This is a genomic window from Brevundimonas vesicularis (assembly GCF_027105095.1).
In the GTDB taxonomy this organism is placed as follows: domain Bacteria; phylum Pseudomonadota; class Alphaproteobacteria; order Caulobacterales; family Caulobacteraceae; genus Brevundimonas; species Brevundimonas vesicularis_E.
On the sequence record NZ_CP114278.1, the window covers coordinates 1,521,186 to 1,539,340 of the forward strand.

Annotated in this window: 20 protein-coding genes and 2 tRNA genes; 9 read left to right on the forward strand and 13 right to left on the reverse strand. The window is 67.3% G+C overall.

The window, feature by feature from the left end:
* Nucleotides 1-80: 80 nt before the first annotated feature.
* The 3 genes from O2K97_RS07620 to rlmB are packed head-to-tail and all read right to left on the reverse strand — an operon-like array spanning nucleotide 81 to nucleotide 2,135.
* The gene (locus tag O2K97_RS07620) at nucleotides 81-416 is read right to left on the reverse strand and encodes a rhodanese-like domain-containing protein (RefSeq protein ID WP_269221046.1); all 336 of its coding nucleotides are present in this window, start codon (nucleotides 414-416) and stop codon (nucleotides 81-83) included.
* Nucleotides 413-1,219 (reverse strand): TerC family protein, encoded by an 807-nt coding sequence (locus O2K97_RS07625; RefSeq protein WP_269221047.1) that lies wholly within the window; start codon nucleotides 1,217-1,219, stop codon nucleotides 413-415. Before O2K97_RS07625 ends, O2K97_RS07620 begins: the two co-directional genes overlap by 4 nt.
* Nucleotides 1,220-1,250: 31 nt before the next feature.
* Entirely contained in the window at nucleotides 1,251-2,135 is an 885-nt protein-coding gene (gene rlmB / locus O2K97_RS07630; RefSeq protein ID WP_269221048.1) for a 23S rRNA (guanosine(2251)-2'-O)-methyltransferase RlmB, read from the reverse strand.
* A gap of 149 nt (nucleotides 2,136-2,284) precedes the next feature.
* On the opposite strand from rlmB, the gene O2K97_RS07635 reads away from it, so the two are divergent.
* The 3 genes from O2K97_RS07635 (at nucleotide 2,285) to tuf (ending at nucleotide 3,778) form a co-directional block, all read left to right on the forward strand.
* A tRNA-Tyr gene (locus O2K97_RS07635) sits at nucleotides 2,285-2,368 on the forward strand.
* An 81-nt stretch (nucleotides 2,369-2,449) separates the two neighbouring features.
* A tRNA-Gly gene (locus O2K97_RS07640) sits at nucleotides 2,450-2,523 on the forward strand.
* Nucleotides 2,524-2,587: 64 nt separating this feature from the next.
* Nucleotides 2,588-3,778 (forward strand): elongation factor Tu, encoded by a 1,191-nt coding sequence (gene tuf / locus O2K97_RS07645; protein ID WP_017506879.1) that lies wholly within the window; start codon nucleotides 2,588-2,590, stop codon nucleotides 3,776-3,778.
* Nucleotides 3,779-4,032: 254 nt separating this feature from the next.
* Here tuf and O2K97_RS07650 read toward each other — a convergent pair whose 3' ends face one another.
* The 3 genes from O2K97_RS07650 to O2K97_RS07660 all read right to left on the reverse strand — a co-directional run bounded on the left by O2K97_RS07650 (nucleotide 4,033) and on the right by O2K97_RS07660 (nucleotide 8,094).
* Nucleotides 4,033-4,920 (reverse strand): pentapeptide repeat-containing protein, encoded by an 888-nt coding sequence (locus O2K97_RS07650; RefSeq protein WP_269221049.1) that lies wholly within the window; start codon nucleotides 4,918-4,920, stop codon nucleotides 4,033-4,035.
* Between the two features lie 81 nt (nucleotides 4,921-5,001).
* A complete protein-coding gene (locus O2K97_RS07655) occupies nucleotides 5,002-5,493 on the reverse strand; it encodes a pentapeptide repeat-containing protein (protein WP_269221050.1) in 492 nt (163 codons plus the stop codon).
* Nucleotides 5,494-5,550: 57 nt separating this feature from the next.
* A complete protein-coding gene (locus tag O2K97_RS07660; protein ID WP_269221051.1) occupies nucleotides 5,551-8,094 on the reverse strand; it encodes a TSCPD domain-containing protein in 2,544 nt (847 codons plus the stop codon).
* A gap of 206 nt (nucleotides 8,095-8,300) precedes the next feature.
* On the opposite strand from O2K97_RS07660, the gene O2K97_RS07665 reads away from it, so the two are divergent.
* Genes O2K97_RS07665 through O2K97_RS07675 form a run of 3 tightly spaced genes read left to right on the forward strand, consistent with a single transcriptional unit; the run spans nucleotide 8,301 to nucleotide 9,708 of the window.
* Nucleotides 8,301-8,693, forward strand: a complete 393-nt coding sequence (locus O2K97_RS07665) for an NADH:ubiquinone oxidoreductase subunit NDUFA12 (protein WP_269221052.1) — start codon at nucleotides 8,301-8,303, stop codon at nucleotides 8,691-8,693.
* Nucleotides 8,690-9,343: a DUF2155 domain-containing protein gene (locus tag O2K97_RS07670; protein ID WP_017506522.1), complete on the forward strand. Its 654-nt coding sequence runs from the start codon at nucleotides 8,690-8,692 to the stop codon at nucleotides 9,341-9,343. Before O2K97_RS07665 ends, O2K97_RS07670 begins: the two co-directional genes overlap by 4 nt.
* Nucleotides 9,344-9,369: 26 nt before the next feature.
* Nucleotides 9,370-9,708, forward strand: coding sequence for an EF-hand domain-containing protein (locus O2K97_RS07675; RefSeq protein WP_112861796.1), 339 nt, complete (start codon nucleotides 9,370-9,372; stop codon nucleotides 9,706-9,708).
* Here the strand turns inward: O2K97_RS07675 and lepB are convergent.
* From lepB to aroQ, 5 genes are all read right to left on the reverse strand, one after another.
* On the reverse strand, nucleotides 9,705-10,469 hold the full coding sequence (gene lepB / locus O2K97_RS07680; protein WP_269221053.1) for a signal peptidase I: 765 nt from the start codon (nucleotides 10,467-10,469) through the stop codon (nucleotides 9,705-9,707). The genes O2K97_RS07675 and lepB overlap by 4 nt on opposite strands.
* 78 nt (nucleotides 10,470-10,547) lie before the next feature.
* Entirely contained in the window at nucleotides 10,548-11,138 is a 591-nt protein-coding gene (gene aat / locus O2K97_RS07685; protein WP_419466112.1) for a leucyl/phenylalanyl-tRNA--protein transferase, read from the reverse strand.
* A gap of 86 nt (nucleotides 11,139-11,224) precedes the next feature.
* Nucleotides 11,225-12,577, reverse strand: coding sequence for an acetyl-CoA carboxylase biotin carboxylase subunit (gene accC / locus O2K97_RS07690; protein WP_269221055.1), 1,353 nt, complete (start codon nucleotides 12,575-12,577; stop codon nucleotides 11,225-11,227).
* 3 nt (nucleotides 12,578-12,580) lie between these two features.
* Complete coding sequence (accB, locus tag O2K97_RS07695; RefSeq protein WP_055808514.1) at nucleotides 12,581-13,072, reverse strand: acetyl-CoA carboxylase biotin carboxyl carrier protein; 492 nt, start codon at nucleotides 13,070-13,072, stop codon at nucleotides 12,581-12,583.
* A gap of 47 nt (nucleotides 13,073-13,119) precedes the next feature.
* The gene (aroQ, locus tag O2K97_RS07700) at nucleotides 13,120-13,566 is read right to left on the reverse strand and encodes a type II 3-dehydroquinate dehydratase (RefSeq protein WP_137721405.1); all 447 of its coding nucleotides are present in this window, start codon (nucleotides 13,564-13,566) and stop codon (nucleotides 13,120-13,122) included.
* Between the two features lie 186 nt (nucleotides 13,567-13,752).
* Here aroQ and thiS point away from each other — a divergent pair, with 186 nt between their 5' ends.
* Both thiS and O2K97_RS07710 read left to right on the forward strand, forming a co-directional pair.
* A complete protein-coding gene (gene thiS, locus O2K97_RS07705) occupies nucleotides 13,753-13,953 on the forward strand; it encodes a sulfur carrier protein ThiS (protein ID WP_066551876.1) in 201 nt (66 codons plus the stop codon).
* A gap of 61 nt (nucleotides 13,954-14,014) precedes the next feature.
* Nucleotides 14,015-14,797: a HisA/HisF-related TIM barrel protein gene (locus O2K97_RS07710; protein ID WP_269221056.1), complete on the forward strand. Its 783-nt coding sequence runs from the start codon at nucleotides 14,015-14,017 to the stop codon at nucleotides 14,795-14,797.
* 570 nt (nucleotides 14,798-15,367) lie between these two features.
* Here the strand turns inward: O2K97_RS07710 and O2K97_RS07715 are convergent.
* Nucleotides 15,368-15,655, reverse strand: coding sequence for a hypothetical protein (locus O2K97_RS07715; RefSeq protein ID WP_269221057.1), 288 nt, complete (start codon nucleotides 15,653-15,655; stop codon nucleotides 15,368-15,370).
* Between the two features lie 58 nt (nucleotides 15,656-15,713).
* The gene (gene udk, locus O2K97_RS07720; protein WP_269221058.1) at nucleotides 15,714-16,361 is read right to left on the reverse strand and encodes a uridine kinase; all 648 of its coding nucleotides are present in this window, start codon (nucleotides 16,359-16,361) and stop codon (nucleotides 15,714-15,716) included.
* Between the two features lie 158 nt (nucleotides 16,362-16,519).
* On the opposite strand from udk, the gene O2K97_RS07725 reads away from it, so the two are divergent.
* The gene (locus tag O2K97_RS07725) at nucleotides 16,520-18,148 is read left to right on the forward strand and encodes a long-chain-fatty-acid--CoA ligase (RefSeq protein WP_269221059.1); all 1,629 of its coding nucleotides are present in this window, start codon (nucleotides 16,520-16,522) and stop codon (nucleotides 18,146-18,148) included.
* Nucleotides 18,149-18,155 lie beyond the last annotated feature (7 nt).

An 18,155-nucleotide genomic window follows, 5' to 3' on the forward strand; every position in this document is an offset into this window, starting at 1 on the left:
GGGATCGCGAGCGTACTCGACTGATCCGACATTGGACGGCCCAAAGAACTGGGTCCCCGCTTTCGGGGGGATGAGCGGTATTATTGTTCGGCGAACACGACCGGAAGCCCCGCCGCGTTCCAGGCCTGGATGCCGCCCGTCAGGTTGAACAGCGGCTGGCCCTCGGGGCCCGTCGGCCCGACGAAGGCGCAGACCTGGTGGCTGCGGCCGCCCTTCAGGCATTGGACGATGATCTTCTTGTCGGCCGGAAGGTCCAGCGCCTCCCAGGCGGCGGGCATCTGGCTGAGCGGGGCCAGAATCGCGCCGTCGATGCGGGCGGCGGCGAACTCGTCCGGCTCGCGCACATCGATCAGCACCGCTTCGCCGGCCTGCAGCCAGGCGGCGGCCTCTTCGACGGTGACGGTGGCGACGGTCATGGCGCGACCGTCGGTTCAGCGGGCGCCGGCGTCGGGCTGTCCTCGGTGCGCTTCTGACCCAGGTGTTTGGCCGCTTCCTCGGGACCGATCTCAAGGAAGGCGGGGGCCGAGGCGTTGAACTCGTCCATATGGCCGGTGCGGACCACCACCTGACGGGCACCGTCCCAGATCATGTGCAGGGCGACATAAAGGACGACGATCAGACCGATATAGCCGATCCAGCTGAAGCGATGCAGCAGCTTGGCGATATAGGTGGCGGCGACGCCCATCAGGGCGATCGACAGCACCAGGCCGAAGACCATGATCCACGGGTGTTCGTGCGCAGCGCCGGCGACGGCCAGCACATTGTCCAGCGACATGGTGATGTCGGCGACCATGATCTGAATCAGGGCGGCGCCGAAGCTCTTGCGCTTGATTCCCAGTTCCTCGGGCGATGGACCAGAGCCGTGCTCGATGCTCATGGCCAGTTCGAGTTCCTTCTCGGCCTCGGCCTGATCGTGCGTCGCCTGCTCGCGCAGTTCGCGCCACATCTTCCAGCACACCCACAGCAGCAACAGGCCGCCGGCCAGCAGCAGGCCGACCAGGGCCAGAAGCTGCACGGTGATCAGCGCAAAGCCGATTCGCATGACGACGGCGGCGGCCAGGCCGATCAGAATGGCCTTCTTGCGCTGGTCCTGGGGCAGGGCGGCGGCGGCCAGGCCCACGGCGACGGCGTTGTCGCCGGCCAGGACCAGATCCATCAGCAGGACCTGGCCCAGGGCCGTGGCCTGGCTGGCGAGTTCGGGAGACGAGAGGAATTCCATTTCCGCTCCTTAGCCTCGGTGCGGCGTTCTGTCAGCCGCGTTGCGCGCGCGCCGCTTCATAAAGCGCGACCGCCGCCGCGTTGGACACGTTCAGACTTTCAAATCCGCCCGGCATGGGGATCTTGGCCAGGACGTCGCAATGTTCGGCGACCAGACGACGAATGCCGTCGCCTTCGGACCCCATGACCAGAACGGTCGGCTGATGATCCAGCGCTTCTTCCAGCGTCTGTTCGCCCGTTCCGTCCAGCCCGACCGCGCGCCAGCCCAGATCGGCCAGCCGCTCCAGCGCACGGGACAGATTCGTGACGCGCGCATGGGGCAGGCGTTCGGTGGCGCCGACGGCCGCCTTGGCCAGGGCGCCCGCCAGGGCCGGAGCATGACGGTCCTGAACGATGATCCCCCGCGCGCCGAACGCCAGGGCCGATCGGAAGATGGCGCCGACGTTCTGGGGGTCGGTCAGCTGATCCAGCATGACGATGACGCCCTCAGCCGGCTCGGCCAGCTCTTCCAGCGACACGCCTTCCAGCGGCTGGACCTTGAAGGCCAGTCCCTGATGCACGGCGCCGGGGGGCAGCATACGGGTCAGGGTCGGGATATCGACCACCTCGATCCTGTGGCCGTTTGCGAGAGCATTGTTCTCGATCTCGGCGGCGCGCTCGGCCGTGGCCAGCAGACGACCCATGCCGCGACGGGCGGGATTCGCCAGAGCGGCCAGAACCGGGTGGCGCCCCCACAGAAAATTATCGGCGTCCGACTTGCCCCGATCGGGCGAACGGGGCTGCCGAGGGGTTTCCTCGCGCCGGCCAAACCCTTGCGCAGCGGGCTTTTGACCCTTGTCGCGGGGGCCGTCGGGACGGTTTCCGAAGACCGGTTTTTTACCGCTTTTACGGTCGTTGCGTTCTGATTTCGACGACACTATAAGACGCCCTCCGATTTGGAGCCCCAAGGGCTTTCGGGTCTGGGCGCCCCCTCTATCCTAGAGGAGGCGACAAGCCGAAGGCTTTTGTTTCGTCCCGCTTCTTTATGGGCGGAAACGAGGGGTCCGACGGTTCGACAAGGCGCGCTGGGGGAATGTCCCGAGCGGCAAAGGGGGGGGACTGTAAATCCCCTGCGTAAGCTTCGAAGGTTCGAGTCCTTCTTCCCCCACCACGCGCCTTGACGGATACGACGGATCAGGACGACGGAGAGGAACCGGCTGCGGCGTTCCGAAAGAACTTCCGCAGTCTCCGCGCGGGTATAGCACAATGGTAGTGCAGCAGCCTTCCAAGCTGAGGATGTCGGTTCGATCCCGTCTACCCGCTCCAGGTTTTTAAAAAGATCAGCATCGCGCCCCTCCGCTGACGGACCCGGGCCATCAGGAGTTTGGCCATGGCCAAGGAAAAGTTCGAACGGACGAAGCCGCACTGCAACATCGGCACGATTGGTCACGTTGACCACGGCAAGACGACGTTGACGGCAGCGATCACGATGACGCTGGCGAAGGCCGGCGGCGCGAAGGCGATGAACTACGCCGACATCGACGCTGCGCCGGAAGAGAAGGCCCGCGGCATCACGATCAACACCGCGCACGTGGAATATGAGACGGCCAACCGTCACTACGCCCACGTCGACTGCCCCGGCCACGCCGACTATGTGAAGAACATGATCACCGGCGCCGCGCAGATGGACGGCGCGATCCTGGTGGTGTCGGCCGCTGACGGCCCGATGCCGCAGACCCGCGAGCACATCCTGCTGGCCCGTCAGGTCGGCGTGCCGGCCCTGGTGGTCTTCATGAACAAGGTCGATCTGGTCGACGACGAAGAGCTGCTCGAGCTGGTCGAGATGGAAGTGCGCGAGCTGCTCTCGTCGTACCAGTTCCCCGGCGACGACATTCCGATCACCAAGGGTTCGGCCAAGGCCGCGACCGACGGCGTGAACCCGGAAATCGGCGAACAGCGCGTTCTGGCCCTGATGGAAACCGTCGACGCCTACATCCCGCAGCCGGAGCGTCCGGTCGACCTGCCGTTCCTGATGCCGGTCGAAGACGTGTTCTCGATCTCGGGCCGCGGCACCGTGGTCACGGGCCGCGTCGAGAAGGGCATCATCAAGGTCGGTGAGGAAGTCGAGATCGTCGGCATCCGTCCGGTCCAGAAGACGACCTGCACGGGCGTGGAAATGTTCCGCAAGCTGCTGGACCAAGGTCAAGCGGGCGACAACGTCGGCGTTCTGCTGCGCGGCACCAAGCGTGAAGACGTCGAGCGCGGCCAGGTGCTGTGCAAGCCGGGCTCCATCACCCCGCACACCAAGTTCCTGGCCGAAGCCTACATCCTGACCAAGGAAGAAGGCGGTCGTCACACCCCGTTCTTCACGAACTATCGCCCGCAGTTCTACTTCCGCACGACGGACGTGACCGGCATCGTTCAGTTGAAGGAAGGCGTCGAGATGATCATGCCGGGCGACAACGCCGAGCTGAACGTCGAGCTGATCACCCCGATCGCGATGGACCAGGGCCTGCGCTTCGCCATCCGTGAAGGCGGCCGCACCGTCGGCGCCGGCGTCGTGGCCAAGATCATCGCCTAAGCTAAAACGGCCTCAAGCCGCGCGCCTCCGCGAGGCGCGCATCGGCCGAAAGACAAAGTCGCGTAACAGAACGGCCTCCGGAGCAATCCGGGGGCCGTTTTGCTGTGCGGGCTATCTTTCAGGCCTGGCCAGAGGGCGCTGTTAAAGTGCCGAATTCGACCGGGTTGCGCCGCAGGCCAAGGCCTCCGGTCTCCGTGGCGCGGTCCGACCTGAAATGCGGGGCAGTCCCAAAGAACGAGTCCGGGGCGGACAGCCTAGTTTTCGGCGTTGACCAGGTTGCGCACACGAGGCGGCGCGGGCGGCGTGGGGGCTGCGCGGACGATGCGGATCGAACTGCTGCGGCAGGCCTGGGGCGAGAGGCGGCCGGGCAGGCGTGTGGAGCCGTCGCCGCAGGCCTCGCTGATCTGGTCTTGCGTCAGGCCTCGCGCGCCCGACAGGTCGGCGCCGCGAATGTCGGTTCGACGCAGCGAGGCGTTGGAGAAGTCGGCGCGCGAGAAGCTGCCGCCGGTCAACCGCGCCCCATCCAGGCTGGCGTTCGAAAAGTCCGCGTTGGAGAAATCGCCGCCCGAAAGGTTCGAGGCTGTGACCTCGGCGCTGGCGAAGTTGGCGCCCGACGCCCGGACATTGGCCAGTGTGGCGCCGAACAGCTCCGAGTTGGAGAAGTTGGTTCCGGCCAGAGTGGCGCCGGTGAAGTTGACGCCGTGCATCTCGCTGCCCGAAAGGTTGGCGCGGGTCAGGTTGGCGCGAACAAAGGACGATCCTTGCGCCTCGGCGCCGTTGATTTGCGCCCCGGTGAAGTTGGCGGAGGTGAAGTTGGCGCCGACGATCTCGACGCCGCCCATGTTGGCGCGGCTGAAATCACTGCCGGTGAAGTTGGAGCCCATCATCTCGGCGCCGCGCAGATTGGCGCCGACCAGGGTGGCGTTCATGAAGCTGGCGCCGGTGAAGGTGGCGCCCGACAGATTGCGGCCGGACAGTTCGCAGCGATTGCACGATCCGCCCAGCGACACCGAACGGGCCACGTCGCGGTCCTGCATCGACATCTCGACCCCGGCGAAGGCGGGCGAGGCGGCGAGCGCCAGTCCCAGCGTCAGCAGGGCCAATGTGGGGCGGACACGGATATGTTCAGCGATCTGTTTCACGCACTCTGAATGCCTCGAAACCCCCGCCGCACCTACTTAAATCGAGGTAACTTCATGAAATCGAGGCAAGGTCGGCGCCGCTCAGCAGGCCGGAATGCGAAGACCGCGCGGCAGGACGGTGGAGCCGTCGCCGCACGCTTGGTTCAGTTGGCCCTGAGTCAGGCCGGTGGCTCGTGCCAGCTGGGCGCCCGACAGATTGGTCCCCGACAGGGTCGCGCCGGCAAAGCTAGCGCCTTCGAGATAGGCGCCGACGAAGCTGGCGTTGGTCAGGTTGGCGCGCGAGAAGTTCGAGCCCGAGAAAACGCCGCCATAGGCTTCGACATCACGCATGTCGGTGTTGGAGAAGCGCGTGCGGTTCATCACCGAAAGGCTGAGATCCGCCTGACGCAGGCGTGAGCCGGCCAGGTTCAGGCCGCGCGCCTCTAGCCCCGAAAAGTCACCCTGAAAAAGATTGCAACCGGCGCAGGAGGCGCCGCTCCGCACGCTGGCGATCTGACCCGCGTTCTGGGCCAGCGCCGGCGCGGCGACGGCCAGCAGGGCGGCGATCAGGCCGAGGGAAAGTGTGCGTTTCATGGACCGGGCTCCGACGTTTGATCGTCTGTCAGCAAACCCTAGGCCATAACCCTTAACCTAGCCCTGATCGCCGCCCTTCAGCGCCGGGGCCGCCCCGCAGGTGTCGCACACCCAGGCGGCGCCGCGTTGCTGCAGGCTGAAATCGCCGCAGGCGGGGCAGGCGACGGCCTCGCTGTTGGCGGCGGCGCGAGCCTCTGGATCGCCTTTCTTGCCAAAGGGCAGGACGACCAGATTGTCGGGCGCGGAACCGCGCGCAAATCCCTTGGAGATGAAGCGGGCGGCGGGCACGGCCGCGTTGGCGTCAGGCTTTCCGTCGCCCAGATCGTCGGGGTTCTGCGCCTCCGTCTCGGCGTTGGCCAGTTCAGCGCGTTCCAGATAGGAGACGCCCAGTTCGCGGAAGATGTAGTCCAGGATCGAGGTCGCCGACTTGATGGAATCGTTGCCGGTGACGCGGCCGGCGGGCTCGAACCGGGTGAAGACGAAGGCGTCCACGAACTCGTCCAGCGGCACACCGTATTGCAGGCCGATCGAGATGGCGATGGCGAAGTTGTTCATCAGGCTGCGGAAGGCGGCGCCTTCCTTGTGCATGTCGATGAAGATTTCGCCGAGCTCGCCGTCTTCGTATTCGCCAGTGTGGATATAGACCTTGTGGCCCCCGACGGCGGCCTTCTGGATGTAGCCCTTGCGCCGGTCGGGCAGTTTGCGGCGCGCGCGTTCGCGCTCGACCACGCGTTCGACGACCCGTTCCGTCGGAGCCGGGCGGGGCGCTTCGCGGGCCGGCTCTGGGCGGCCAATCTCGGGGCGGGCGGTGTCGAGCGACGGCAGCGATAGCAACGGTCCCGCTGGCGGTGCCGCGCGGAACAGGCGAAGGGCCCGTCGGCCGTCCAGCGCGCCCTGGCTCAGCAGGCGCGCGGCCTGGGTCGAGGTCGTGCGCCAGTCCATCGGTTCGATGGCGATGTCCGGCATGTCGCTGAACGGTTCGACGGCGCGCCGCAGGTCGGCCGCCGCCGCCGCCGGATCGGCCAGCAGGGCGGCGACGGACGCCGGCGCCTCGGGCCAGTCGCGCAGATCGCCATGACCGAAGACCCAGCGCGTCGCCGCCGTCTCCGCCTCTTCGGACACGCCCAGCAGGGTCAGCAGCAGACCGTCGCCGTCCTCTACGCCCAGGACGTCGCGGATGAAGCCGGGGTCAAGGACAGGGGCGGCGAAGACCGTGTCGAAATCCTCGGCCCAGCCCAGGGCGGTCTCGATGGCGGCCAGTTCGATGTCGGTGAAGCCCAGCGCGCGCAAGGCTGTATGGTCGATGCCTGGCGCCTCGACCAGGGTGCGACGACCGAACGTCCACCGTTCCGCCGCCTCCACATCGCCGCCGGCGGCGGAGATGGCCGTGGCGAGCGCGGGATGCAGCCGGCGACCGATCTCCCCGTCCGCGGTCTGGAACACGTCGACTGCCGCGACGCGGCCCAGGCCCAGCCGCAGCCGCGCCTCAGCATCCTCGACGAACAGGCCGATGGCCGAATGGCGACGCGGCTTCTCCGGGTCTTCCCAGTCGGGGCAAGGACCGCGCAGGGTGGCCAGTTCGGCCGAGGTCTGCGCCGCCGTCGCCGCGATCAGGCCCACGAGCGCCTGCGCCTGATCCATGCGGTCGTCGCTGGCCGCCAGAGCGTCCAGCAGACCGTCCAGTCCCAGCGCGATGGGACCAGGCCGGGCGGACTGAAGGTCCAGCGCCACGGTCAGCAGGCGGGTCATATCCGCCAGATCGGTCGCTGTGTCTCCGTCAAGCGCCAGGACGGCGCCTAGATCGATCAAAGCCCGCGCGGTCTGCGCCGTCGCGGTCTCCGCATCGCGCGGGTCGAAGGCGACGATCAGCCCGCCGTCCAGCGCCGCTTCGGCCGCCAGCAGGGCTTCGGGCGCGCCCGCCGCGATCTGGGTGCGGTCCGCTAGGGCGACCAAAGGCGCGCCTTCGACCATAGGCTCCAGGGCCATTGCGGGCCGTTCGCCGTCGATCGCTCTCAGGATATCGGCGTCGCTCGCGCCGCACCGCCGCGCCAAAGCCGCCGCCCGGCCCAGGGCCGGATTGCGCGAAGGGTCGCCGCAGTCGCCGCGAGGACCTTCGCAGCGATCCACCGCATCGGCCACGCCGGCCAGCGCTTCGGCCAAGGCGTCGGCCGCCTGGGCCCCCAGACGCAGGGCCGCGCGCCGTCCGGCGTGCGCTTTCAAACGCGCGGCCGCGCCGGGGTCGTTCAGATCGACGACGCCGACGGCCGCAGGGCCAGACGCCGCCGGCGCCGCCAGGCCCAGCCTGAAGGCGCCCGACAGCTCCTCGACGAACGCGGCGGCCTCGGCCCGGTCGAACACGCCCTCGGCCACGCCCGTCGCCGCCAGCCGCTCGGCCCAGGCGTCGGCGCCGCCATTCAGCCAGTCGCCGGACAGGGGCGTTGCGAACCCTTCCGCCTCGACCCAATCCAGCCAGGCCTCGATCCGGACGTCGGACCAGCCGGCGGGGGCCAGGACCTGCTGCACGCCGGCGGGGCGCTCGATGGCGCGGGTCTCCATCGCGACTCGGTCGGCGCGAGCGGCGAAGCCGGATTGAAAGCGCATGGCGGCGTCTCTCGGAAAGGTTCGGGCGAGCCTAGGATGCGCACGCGGCTTAGCCAATACATCTGGTGTCGCTGGGCGGGGTTGCCCACAAGATATCGATTCACCGCCAGGCGCTTGAACGCTGGACGAAGAGGGCGCGGGTTTCTATGATCCGACCCAGACGCCGCCTCCCTTTCCGGCGACCCCTTACGGTTGGATTCCACGACGTGTTGAGCAAGATTTTCGGCTGGTGGGAGGGCGCCACGATCGGCACCCGGTTCACCATCGCCAAGCGCGGTCGCTTCGTCGGCCAGGACGAGAACGGCAATCGCTATTACGAGAGCCGCGACAACGTCAGCTACGACGGCCGCAAGCGTCGGTGGGTCATCTATGACGGCTATGCCGAGGCGTCCAAGGTGACGCCCGACTGGCACGGCTGGCTGCACTACACCTTCGACCTGCCGCCGACCGAGCAGCCGCTGCCGCGTCGCGCCTGGGAAAAGGATCATCTGCCCAATCTGACCGGCACGCCTCTGGCCTGGCGTCCGCCCGGCTCGCTGGCGGGCGACGCCAAGCGCCCGGCCGCGACCGGCGACTATCAGGCCTGGATGCCCGAGTGAAAATCCGCCGCATCCTGTTGGGCGCGGCGTCCGTCGCGGCTGTGCTGAGCGCCGGTGCGGTGACCGCCAGCGTGCTTCAGGACGCGCCGCGCGATGCGCGTCCGGTTCAGGATCCGATCGGCGACATTCTGCGCACCACCCCGACCCAGCCCTCGGTCCCGACCGAGACGCCGCCCGCGGGCGCGCCCGCGCCTCGAGCGCCCGTCGCGGTAACCCCGCCGCCGGCCGTAGTGATCGCCGAGGACGCCGCCGTCGAGGAAAAGGCCGAGGAAGAGGTCAAGGCCGAAAAGCCGGTCGCGGAGAAGGCCGTCGATCAACCCGCCACGCCCGCGCGCCGTCAGCGTCGCAAGTTCGCGATCATCCAGGCCATCGACAAGGTCACCGCCGAGACGATGAAGTTCGAGGTCGAGGTCGGCGGTCGTCCCGTGCGCTTCAACCAGAATCTGATCTTCGCCGCCCGCGCCTGCGAGGTCACGACGCCCGACGAACTGACCGAGGACGCCATCGCCTATATGGACGTCTCGCTTCAGCCGCGCGGCCGCCAGGCAGGACGCCAGATCTTCCGCGGCTGGATGTTCGCTTCGTCACCCGCCGTCAGCGGGGTCCAGAACCCCTATTACGACGCCTGGGTCGTGGGGTGTAAGAACTGAGCTTTGACGCCGCGAGGAGGCGCGCCATGGATCGCAACAAGCCGCCCAAGAAGACCGAAACGGTCGAAATCCGACTGCCCCACGCGACCAAGACCGCCTTCATGGCCCGGTGCCGTGACCAAGGCCGGACGGCCAGCGACGCCATTCGCCGCTTCATCGACGCCGAGTTGAACACGACGTCATCCGCGCGTCCTCAACCCCGCCTGAGCTGGCGGCCCCTGCTGGCCGCCGCCGTCGCGGGCCTGGCGCTCGGCGCCGTCGCCGCGCCCTCCCTGGCCCAGTCGTCGCCCACCCGCGCCGATTTCGACCGGCTGGATCGCAATCACGACGGCGTCGTCAGCTTCGAAGAGTACCGCGCGCGTTAGCGGATGCGGACCAGGAATCGGTCCCACTGAAGGTCTAACCACGTCCAGGGTTTGAACAGGCTGGCGCCCGGCTTCCAGGACGCCAGCACCACCTCGGCCCGGCCGATGATGTTCTCGGCCGGCAGCAGGCCGACGCCAATCTCGGGCGGCCAGCGGCTGTCCAACGAGTTGTCGCGGTTATCGCCCATCATCAGATAGTGGCCAGCCGGCACACGGCGCACAGGCGTGTCGTCGCCCGGCAGGTCCGGCCCGCCGTCGTAGGTGACGTAGGATCGTCCGTCGGCCAGGGTCTCGCGCACCTGCTGGACCCGTCGCTGCGGCGCATCGTGATCGGCGACCACATCCAGTCGGGTCTGGCGCACCGGATCGCCATTGACGAACACTACGCCGCCCCGCACCTCGACCGTGTCGCCCGGCAGGCCGACGACGCGCTTGATCCAGGCCTCGCTGGGATCGCGCGGCAGGCGGAACACCGCGACGTCGCCGCGTCTTGGCTCGCGCCCCAACAGCCGTCCCGGCGACATCGCCGGATTGAACGGCAGAGACGCCGTGCTCCAGCCATAGGGATATTTCGACACGACGATATAGTCGCCGGTCACCAGCCCCGGCTCCATCGACGACGAGGGGATGGTGAAGGGTTGGAACAGCACGATGCGGATCGCGAGCGCCAGGATGATGGCGAAGATCAGCGTCAGGGCGATCTCTCGCACCTCGCGAAGAAGGGACGGGCGGGGCGGGGCTTTTGGCGGGGTCTGTGTCATGCCGCCATTGACCGCCGGGCCGGGCGAAGACGCCAATCCTAAGCTGTCGGGACAGGCCCCGAATTGTGTCCGGACAGACTAGGCGCTGGCTAAGGCGACCGCTTCTGCGCCGGTCAGGGGTGCGCGCAACGCGCCTTGGTCCGGTCTGACCGACAGCGCGGGCTGAAGTCGCTCAAGATAGGTCGCTTGCGGCGTTTCAACCGCACCGAACTGGCTGAGATGGTCGGTCAGGAACTGGGCGTCCAGCAGGGTCCAGCCGCCCTTTCGCAGGCGCGCGACTAGATGCACTAGTGCGACCTTGGAGGCGTCCCGCTCGCGGCTGAACATGCTCTCGCCGAAGAACGCCCCGCCCAGCGACACGCCGTAAAGGCCGCCCACCAGCCGCTCGTCACGCCAGCACTCGATGGAATGGACGAAGCCCATGGCGAACAGGGCGGCGTACAGCCGCCGGATCGGGCCGTTGATCCAGGTGTCTTCGCGATCCGGCCCTTGCGCCGCCGCGCATCCATCCAGCACCGCCTCGAAGGCGGTATCGACCCGCACCTCGAACGGCTCGCCCCGCACGGTGCGGCGCAGGCGGCAGGGGATGTGGAAGGCGTCCAGCGGAATGACGCCGCGCTGTTCCGGCTCGATAATGAAGACGCGCGGATCATCGCGCGCCTCGGCCATCGGAAACACGCCCCTGGCGTAACAGGCCAGCAGGTCCTCGGGGCCGAAACCGCCGAAAGGCCCGCTGGCGCTGAAATCGGGGTCGGTCAGGCGTCGCCCTTCTGACGGGCCGCCCATTTCTCCAGCCAGTGGATGTCGTAGTCGCCCGACAGGATGTCCGGCTCGGCCAGCAGCTTCTGGAACAGGGGGATGGTGGTATCGACGCCGCCGATGACGACCTCGTTCAGCGACCGCTTCAGGCGGGCGATGGCCTCTTCGCGGTCGCGACCGTGGACGATCAGCTTGCCGATCAGGCTGTCGTAATAGGGCGGGATCGAATAGCCGGCGTAGATGGCGCTATCCAGCCGCACGCCCAGGCCGCCCGGTGCGTGGAAGTCGGTGATCTTGCCCGGCGAGGGGGTGAAGGTCTCCGGGTTTTCGGCGTTGATCCGCACCTCGATGGCGTGGCCCTCGAAGTGGATGTCGTCCTGGGTGAAGGACAGCGGCAGACCGGCGGCGATGCGCACCTGTTCACGCACCAGATCGACGCCGGTGATCATTTCCGTAACCGGATGCTCGACCTGCAGGCGGGTGTTCATCTCGATGAAGAAGAACTCGCCGTCCTCCCACAGGAACTCGATGGTGCCGACGCCCAAGTAGCCGATGGCGGCGATGGCCTTGTTGACCGTCTCGCCGATCTGCTTGCGACCTTCGGCCGACAGGGCGGGCGAGGGGGCCTCTTCCAGCACCTTCTGGTGACGGCGTTGCAGCGAGCAGTCGCGTTCGCCCAGGTGGACGACATTGCCGTGGCTGTCGGCGATGACCTGGATCTCGATGTGGCGCGGCTTCTGGAGGTAGCGCTCCATATAGACGGCGCCGTTGCCGAAGGCGGCCTTGGCCTCCGACTGGGCGGTCTGGACCGCTTCGACCAGATCGTCAGGCGTCAGGGCGACCTTCATGCCACGTCCGCCGCCGCCCGCCGCCGCCTTGACGATCAGGGGGAAGCCGATGGACTTGGACGCCTCAATCGCGGCCTCGACGGTCTCGACTTCGCCATCCGAGCCGGGGACGACGGGGATGCCGGCGTCCTTGACCGTCTGTTTGGCGCTGATCTTGTCGCCCATCACCCGGATATGCTCGGGCTTGGGACCGATGAAGGTCATGCCATGGGCCTCGACGATCTCGGCGAATCGGGCGTTCTCGGACAGGAACCCATAGCCAGGGTGGATCGCCTGCGCGCCGGTTATCTCGGCCGCCGCGATGATCGAGGGGATGTTCAGATACGACTTGGTGGCCGATGCGGGGCCGATGCAGACGCTCTCATCGGCCAGCCGCACCCACATGGCGCCGCGGTCGGCTTCGGAGTGCACGGCGACGGTGGAGATGCCCATCTCCTTGCACGCCCGGTGTATGCGCAGCGCGATCTCGCCGCGGTTGGCGATCAGGACCTTGGTGAACACGGCTTAGGCTTCCAGCAGGACGAGGGGTTCGCCGAACTCGACCGGCTGGGCATCGCCGACCAGGATTTCGGCCACAACCCCGTCGCGCGGGGCCTGGATCGGGTTCATCGTCTTCATGGCTTCGACGATCAGCAGGGTTTGGCCCTTCTTGACCTTGTCGCCGGGCTGGACGAAGGCCGGAGCCTCCGGCGAGGCCTGCAGATAGGCGGTGCCGACCATCGGCGACTTCACCTCTTCGCCGGCGCGGGCGACGATGGTGGCGGGATCCGACGGCATGGCGGCCGGCGCAGCAGCAGCGGCGGGCGCAGCGGCGACCGGAGCGGGGGCGGCGGCGTACTGAACCGGGGCGGCGTTGACGGTGACTTCGCGCGCCACGCGGATGCGCAATTCGCCGCGCTCGACCTCGACTTCCGTCAGATCGGTCTCGTTCAGGATCTCGGCCAGCTGGCGAACCAGTGCGGCGTCGATTTCGGCGTGTTTCTTGTCATCGGCCATTGGAGTTGCGCCTTGTCTTTCGTGGTCTTTGATAAACGGGACGGGGCTTAGCCGCGTTCCCGAACCTGGGTGAGGGCCGCCTGGACGGCCAGTTCATAGCCCGCCGCGCCGAAGCCGGCGATGACGCCGGTCGCCGCGGAGGACACATAGGAGTGATGGCGAAACGCCTCGCGCGCCGCCGGATTGGACAGATGCAGTTCGATCACCGGGATCGACAGCGTCTTCAGGGCATCGTGCAGCGCCACCGACGTATGCCCGTAGGCCGCCGGATTGAGGATAAGGGCGTCGGCGCCCTCGCGCGCCTCCTGGATCCAGTCGACCAGCACCCCTTCATGGTTGGTCTGGCGAAACACGATCTGCGCCTTGCCGGCCGCCCGGACGCAGCGCTGCTCGATGTCCGCCAGGGTGTCGCGGCCATAGATGTCCGGCTCCCGAACCCCGAGCAGGTTCAGATTGGGGCCGTTCAGCACATGAATGACGGGCGTTTCGGCCATGGTTCCAGAATCGATCCGGCGCAGCGCGGCGCAAGAGGGGCCTTTTAGCGGACGCAGGGCGTGGGTCAAACGCTCGCGGCGTTGAACCTTACCCAAGGTCACCGGGCCGGCGCAGCGCGGTCTGGCGATCCGATCCTTCAGTCGCTATCTGAAAGGTCGCGCCGACAACGCCGAGAGACCCGACCGATGCACCAGATCCATCTCAACGGCGAGCCGCGCCAGGTTCGAGCCGCCACCATCCTGGCCCTGGTCGAAGAGCTGTCGCTGGACCCGCGCAAGGTCGCCGTCGAACGCAATCTCGAGATCGTGCCCAAGTCCCTTCATGCCGCTACGCCGGTGGCCGCAGGCGACCGTATCGAACTGGTCCAGTTCGTCGGCGGCGGGTGATCCGATCAAATCGGGCTACGACGGGTTCCCCCGCGCGCCGGAGAGGCCTAGGTCAGCATCCATGACTGATACAGCCAACGAAACCTGGTCCGTCGCCGGCCGCACCTTTAACTCGCGACTGATCGTGGGCACCGGCAAATATGCCGACTACGCCCAGAACGCCGCCGCCGCCGAGGCGGCCGGGGCCGAGATCGTCACTGTCGCGGTGCGCCGTGTGAACCTGTCGGATCCGACCCAGCCGATGCTGGTCGATTATGTGAAGCCGGATCGCTTCACCTTCCTGCCCAACACCGCCGGCTGTTTCACGGGCGAGGACGCGGTGCGGACCCTGCGCCTGGCGCGCGAGGCGGGGGGATGGAGTCTGGTCAAGCTGGAGGTGCTGTCCAACACCGCCCACCTGTATCCCGACATGATCGAGACGCTGCGGGCGCTGGAACTGCTGATCAAGGACGGGTTCGACGTCATGGTCTATTGCACCGACGACGTGGTGATGGCCAAGCGGCTGGAGGACGCCGGGGCCGCCGCCATCATGCCCGCCGCCGCCCCGATCGGCTCGGGCCTGGGCATCCAGAACGAGGTCAACGTCCGCCTTATCGTCGAACAGGCCAAGGTGCCGGTTCTGGTCGACGCGGGCGTCGGCACGGCCTCGGACGCGACCCGCGCGATGGAACTGGGTTGCGACGCCGTCCTGATGAACACCGCCATCGCCGGGGCCAAGGATCCCATCCGCATGGCCCGCGCCATGAAACACGCCGTCATCGCCGGCCGCGACGCCTATCTGGCCGGGCGGATGGCCAAGCGGATGTATGCGGACCCGTCGTCGCCGCTGGCGGGACTGATCTGATCCAACCGTCTCCTCCCCGCTTTGCGGGGAGGGGGACCGCGAAGCGGTGGAGGGGCTCTTGACGTCCCACAGAGGTCGGGGATGCGCGAAGAGCCCCTCCGTCTCTCCGCTGCGCTTCGAGCCACCTCCCCATGACATGGGGAGGAGACGATGCTCAGCCATCGCAATGACGCTGGCCGCTCCCAAACGATTTCAACCGCTTGCCGATTTATGTCCCCCGTCTCCCATCCCAGGGGTCAAACGGCCCCATAATGCACCCGTCTCGTCGCATGGAGGGCTCGTAAGGCCTGCGACCTTGCGGCGGCGGGAGCGGAGGGAACGGGGGCGATGGTGAGATCCCATCGCGGCGCCGGGACTGATCGGTCGGGGAATCGCCCCGGCGTCCGCAGTCGCGTCGGAGGGTCGAGGGGGATACTCGGCCGCACTCGGGACGGTCCTCGCAGGGACCGCCGACCCGTCGCAGGCTTATGGGGTTAGGCGATAAGACCGCCACCGCTCGACGCCCCGAGCTTGCAGACCAACCCCTCGCGCGGAGCGTCATACCCTTCGTCGAAACGGTAACACTACAAATCAACTCCGGGCGAAGGCCCGGCGCTCCGCCCAGCCCTCCAGACTTCGCTGCGACCGCGCGAAGCCGATAACCCGTGTTCGGAGACCCGCATGGCCCGCCCCAAACCTCGCCGTCCCAAACCCGGGCGCGGCCTGCCGCCGCCCTACAGACAGACGCCCGAGGAAGAGGCCGAGGATGACCGCCTTCGCGCCCTGCTGGAACTCGAATACGTCCGGCTGGACGCCATCCTGGTCGAGAAACAGGCCGAAGCCGCCGAACGGGCGCGCATCAGGGCGATGAATGGTCATCCGCCCGCTGAGCCGGTCGCGCTCCGACCGGGAGAATTCCGGGTCGGAGACGTCTTCGCTAATCGTCCAGCAGGGCCTGCAGCAGCGGATGGGCCAGGACAGGCGCGGCGAGACGCACCACGGCCTGGGGATCTTCAAGACGCACCGCCGCCGTCGCATCGGCAACGATGAAGTCGGCGTGGGTGCGCGACGGTTCGGTCAGGCGCTCGTGACCCGGACGCACCGTGGCCAGATATTGCGCCACGACCGAATCCGCCGACCGTCCCCGCTCGGCCTGGTCGCGCAGCAGGCGGCGGATGAAGCGGATGTCGGCAGGGGTGTCCACGAAGACCCGGATGTCGAACAGGGCGGTCAGGTCGGGGGTGCACAGAACGTGCGTGCCCTCGACGATCACCACCTCGGCCGCCGGGATCGGCTCGCCGCCCGGCTCGCGGCCGTGATGGATGAAGGAATAGACCGGCGCCGTCACCGCGCGCCCGGCCTTCAATGCCTTCAGGTCCGAGATCATCAGGTCGTGATCGCGCGCCGTCACATCGTCGAAGTCGAAGGTCGCGGCGTCGAAGCCGGGCAGGGAGGCCGCATCCTTGTAATAGCTGTCCTCCCGCACCAGCACGGCCGAGCCCTCCGGCAGGGCCGAGACCAGCGCCTCGGCCAGGGTGCTTTTGCCGGAGCCGGAGCCCCCCGTGATCGCGATCAATATGGTCATGGGCGGCCTTCTAGACCGCTGAACCGGCCGACGCCACGGGGGACGATCCGCCGCGCCGTTGCTGACGCTACGTCACGTTGCTTATCGCCGATCACCGATGTTAGCGTCGGCTCAAGCGTCGCATCAAAGCAGACGCATCCAAGGGACAAGGATACGACATGCTGGGCTTGATGCAGGACTGGCCGCTGACGGTCGACAAGATCATCGACCACGCCAAAAACTGGCATGGCGAGCGCGAAGTGGTGACGCGCTCGGTCGAGGGGCCCATTGTCCGCACGACCTACGCCCAGATCCACGACCGGGCCAAACGCGTGTCCAGCGCGCTGAAGGATTGGGGCGTCCAGCCGGGCGACCGCATCGCCACCCTGGCCTGGAACACCGCCAACCACATCGAGGCCTGGTACGGCATCATGGGCATCGGCGGGGTGTGTCACACCCTGAACCCGCGTCTGTTCCCCGAACAGCTCGTCTACATCATCAATCACGCCGAAGACCGGATCATCTTCGTCGACCTGACCTTCGTGCCGCTGCTGGAAGCCATCCTGCCGCATATCCCGAAGGTCGAGCGCGTCGTCATCATGACGGACGCCGCCCATATGCCGCAGACGAAGCTGCCCAAGGCCGTCGCCTATGAGGACGCGATCGCCGGTCAATCGACCGACGTCGTCTGGGGCGACTTCGACGAACAGACGGCCTGCGGCCTCTGCTACACCTCCGGCACCACGGGCAATCCGAAGGGGGTGCTGTATTCGCACCGCTCCAACTTCCTGCACACCTTCATGGGCCTTCAGGCCACGGTGATGGGCGCCACGCCCAAGGAAGTGATCCTGCCGGTCGTGCCGATGTTCCACGCCAACGCTTGGGGCATCGCCTTCGCCGGCCCCGCCGCCGGGACCAAGCTGGTCATGCCGGGCGCCAAGATGGACGGTCAGTCGATCTATGAGCTGATCGAACAGGAGGGCGTCACCTTCTCGGCCGCCGTGCCGACCGTCTGGCAGGGCCTGTTCGCCCATATGAAACAGAACGGCTTGGGCTTCTCGACCCTGAAACGCGTGCTGATCGGCGGCTCGGCCTGCCCGGAAAGCCTGATCCGCGGCTTCCAGGACGATTTCCGCGTCGAGGTGACCCATGCCTGGGGCATGACCGAGACCTCGCCCATCGGCACCATCGCCAACCTGCCGCCCGAAATCCTGAAGCTTTCCTACGACGAGCAGATGAAATACCGCCTGAAGCAGGGCGTGCCGCCGCTGGGCGTCGAGCTGAAGCTGAAGGACGAGGCGGGCGCCGAATTGCCGCATGACGGCGCGACATTCGGTCGTCTGATGGTCAAGGGCCCTACGATCAGCCGCGTCTATTTCAAGGAAGACGGCTCGATCCTGGATGGCGAAGGCTTCTTCGACACCGGCGATGTAGCCACGGTCGACGACCTGGGCTTCATGCAGATCACTGACCGCGCCAAGGACGTGATCAAGTCGGGCGGCGAGTGGATCAGCTCCATCGAGATCGAAAACATCGCCGTGGGTCACCCCAAGGTCGAGATCGCCGCCGTCATCGGCGCGGCCCACCCCAAATGGGACGAACGGCCCGTGCTGATCCTGAAGCTGAAACCCGACGAGACGCTGGACAAGCAGGAGCATCTGGACTTCCTGACCGGCAAGATCGCCAAATGGTGGATGCCCGACGATGTGGTCGCCGTGGACGACATCCCGCTGGGCGCGACCGGCAAGATCGACAAGAAGCTTCTGCGCGACCGGATGAAGGACTATCGTCTGCCGACCGCTGCCTAAGTGAAAA

Bases quoted from the DNA above. Each gene is read 5' to 3' on its own strand.
- O2K97_RS07625 (WP_269221047.1), bottom strand. From the start codon at position 1,219: ATGGAATTCCTCTCGTCTCCCGAACTCGCCAGCCAGGCCACGGCCCTG.
- O2K97_RS07675 (WP_112861796.1), top strand. From the start codon at position 9,370: ATGGATCGCAACAAGCCGCCCAAGAAGACCGAAACGGTCGAAATCCGA.
- O2K97_RS07620 (WP_269221046.1), bottom strand. From the start codon at position 416: ATGACCGTCGCCACCGTCACCGTCGAAGAGGCCGCCGCCTGGCTGCAG.
- O2K97_RS07715 (WP_269221057.1), bottom strand. From the start codon at position 15,655: ATGACCATTCATCGCCCTGATGCGCGCCCGTTCGGCGGCTTCGGCCTG.
- O2K97_RS07725 (WP_269221059.1), top strand. From the start codon at position 16,520: ATGCTGGGCTTGATGCAGGACTGGCCGCTGACGGTCGACAAGATCATC.
- udk (WP_269221058.1), bottom strand. From the start codon at position 16,361: ATGACCATATTGATCGCGATCACGGGGGGCTCCGGCTCCGGCAAAAGC.
- lepB (WP_269221053.1), bottom strand. From the start codon at position 10,469: ATGACACAGACCCCGCCAAAAGCCCCGCCCCGCCCGTCCCTTCTTCGC.
- tuf (WP_017506879.1), top strand. From the start codon at position 2,588: ATGGCCAAGGAAAAGTTCGAACGGACGAAGCCGCACTGCAACATCGGC.
- aroQ (WP_137721405.1), bottom strand. From the start codon at position 13,566: ATGGCCGAAACGCCCGTCATTCATGTGCTGAACGGCCCCAATCTGAAC.
- thiS (WP_066551876.1), top strand. From the start codon at position 13,753: ATGCACCAGATCCATCTCAACGGCGAGCCGCGCCAGGTTCGAGCCGCC.
- accB (WP_055808514.1), bottom strand. From the start codon at position 13,072: ATGGCCGATGACAAGAAACACGCCGAAATCGACGCCGCACTGGTTCGC.
- O2K97_RS07655 (WP_269221050.1), bottom strand. From the start codon at position 5,493: ATGAAACGCACACTTTCCCTCGGCCTGATCGCCGCCCTGCTGGCCGTC.
- aat (WP_419466112.1), bottom strand. From the start codon at position 11,138: ATGGCCGAGGCGCGCGATGATCCGCGCGTCTTCATTATCGAGCCGGAA.
- O2K97_RS07710 (WP_269221056.1), top strand. From the start codon at position 14,015: ATGACTGATACAGCCAACGAAACCTGGTCCGTCGCCGGCCGCACCTTT.
- O2K97_RS07660 (WP_269221051.1), bottom strand. From the start codon at position 8,094: ATGCGCTTTCAATCCGGCTTCGCCGCTCGCGCCGACCGAGTCGCGATG.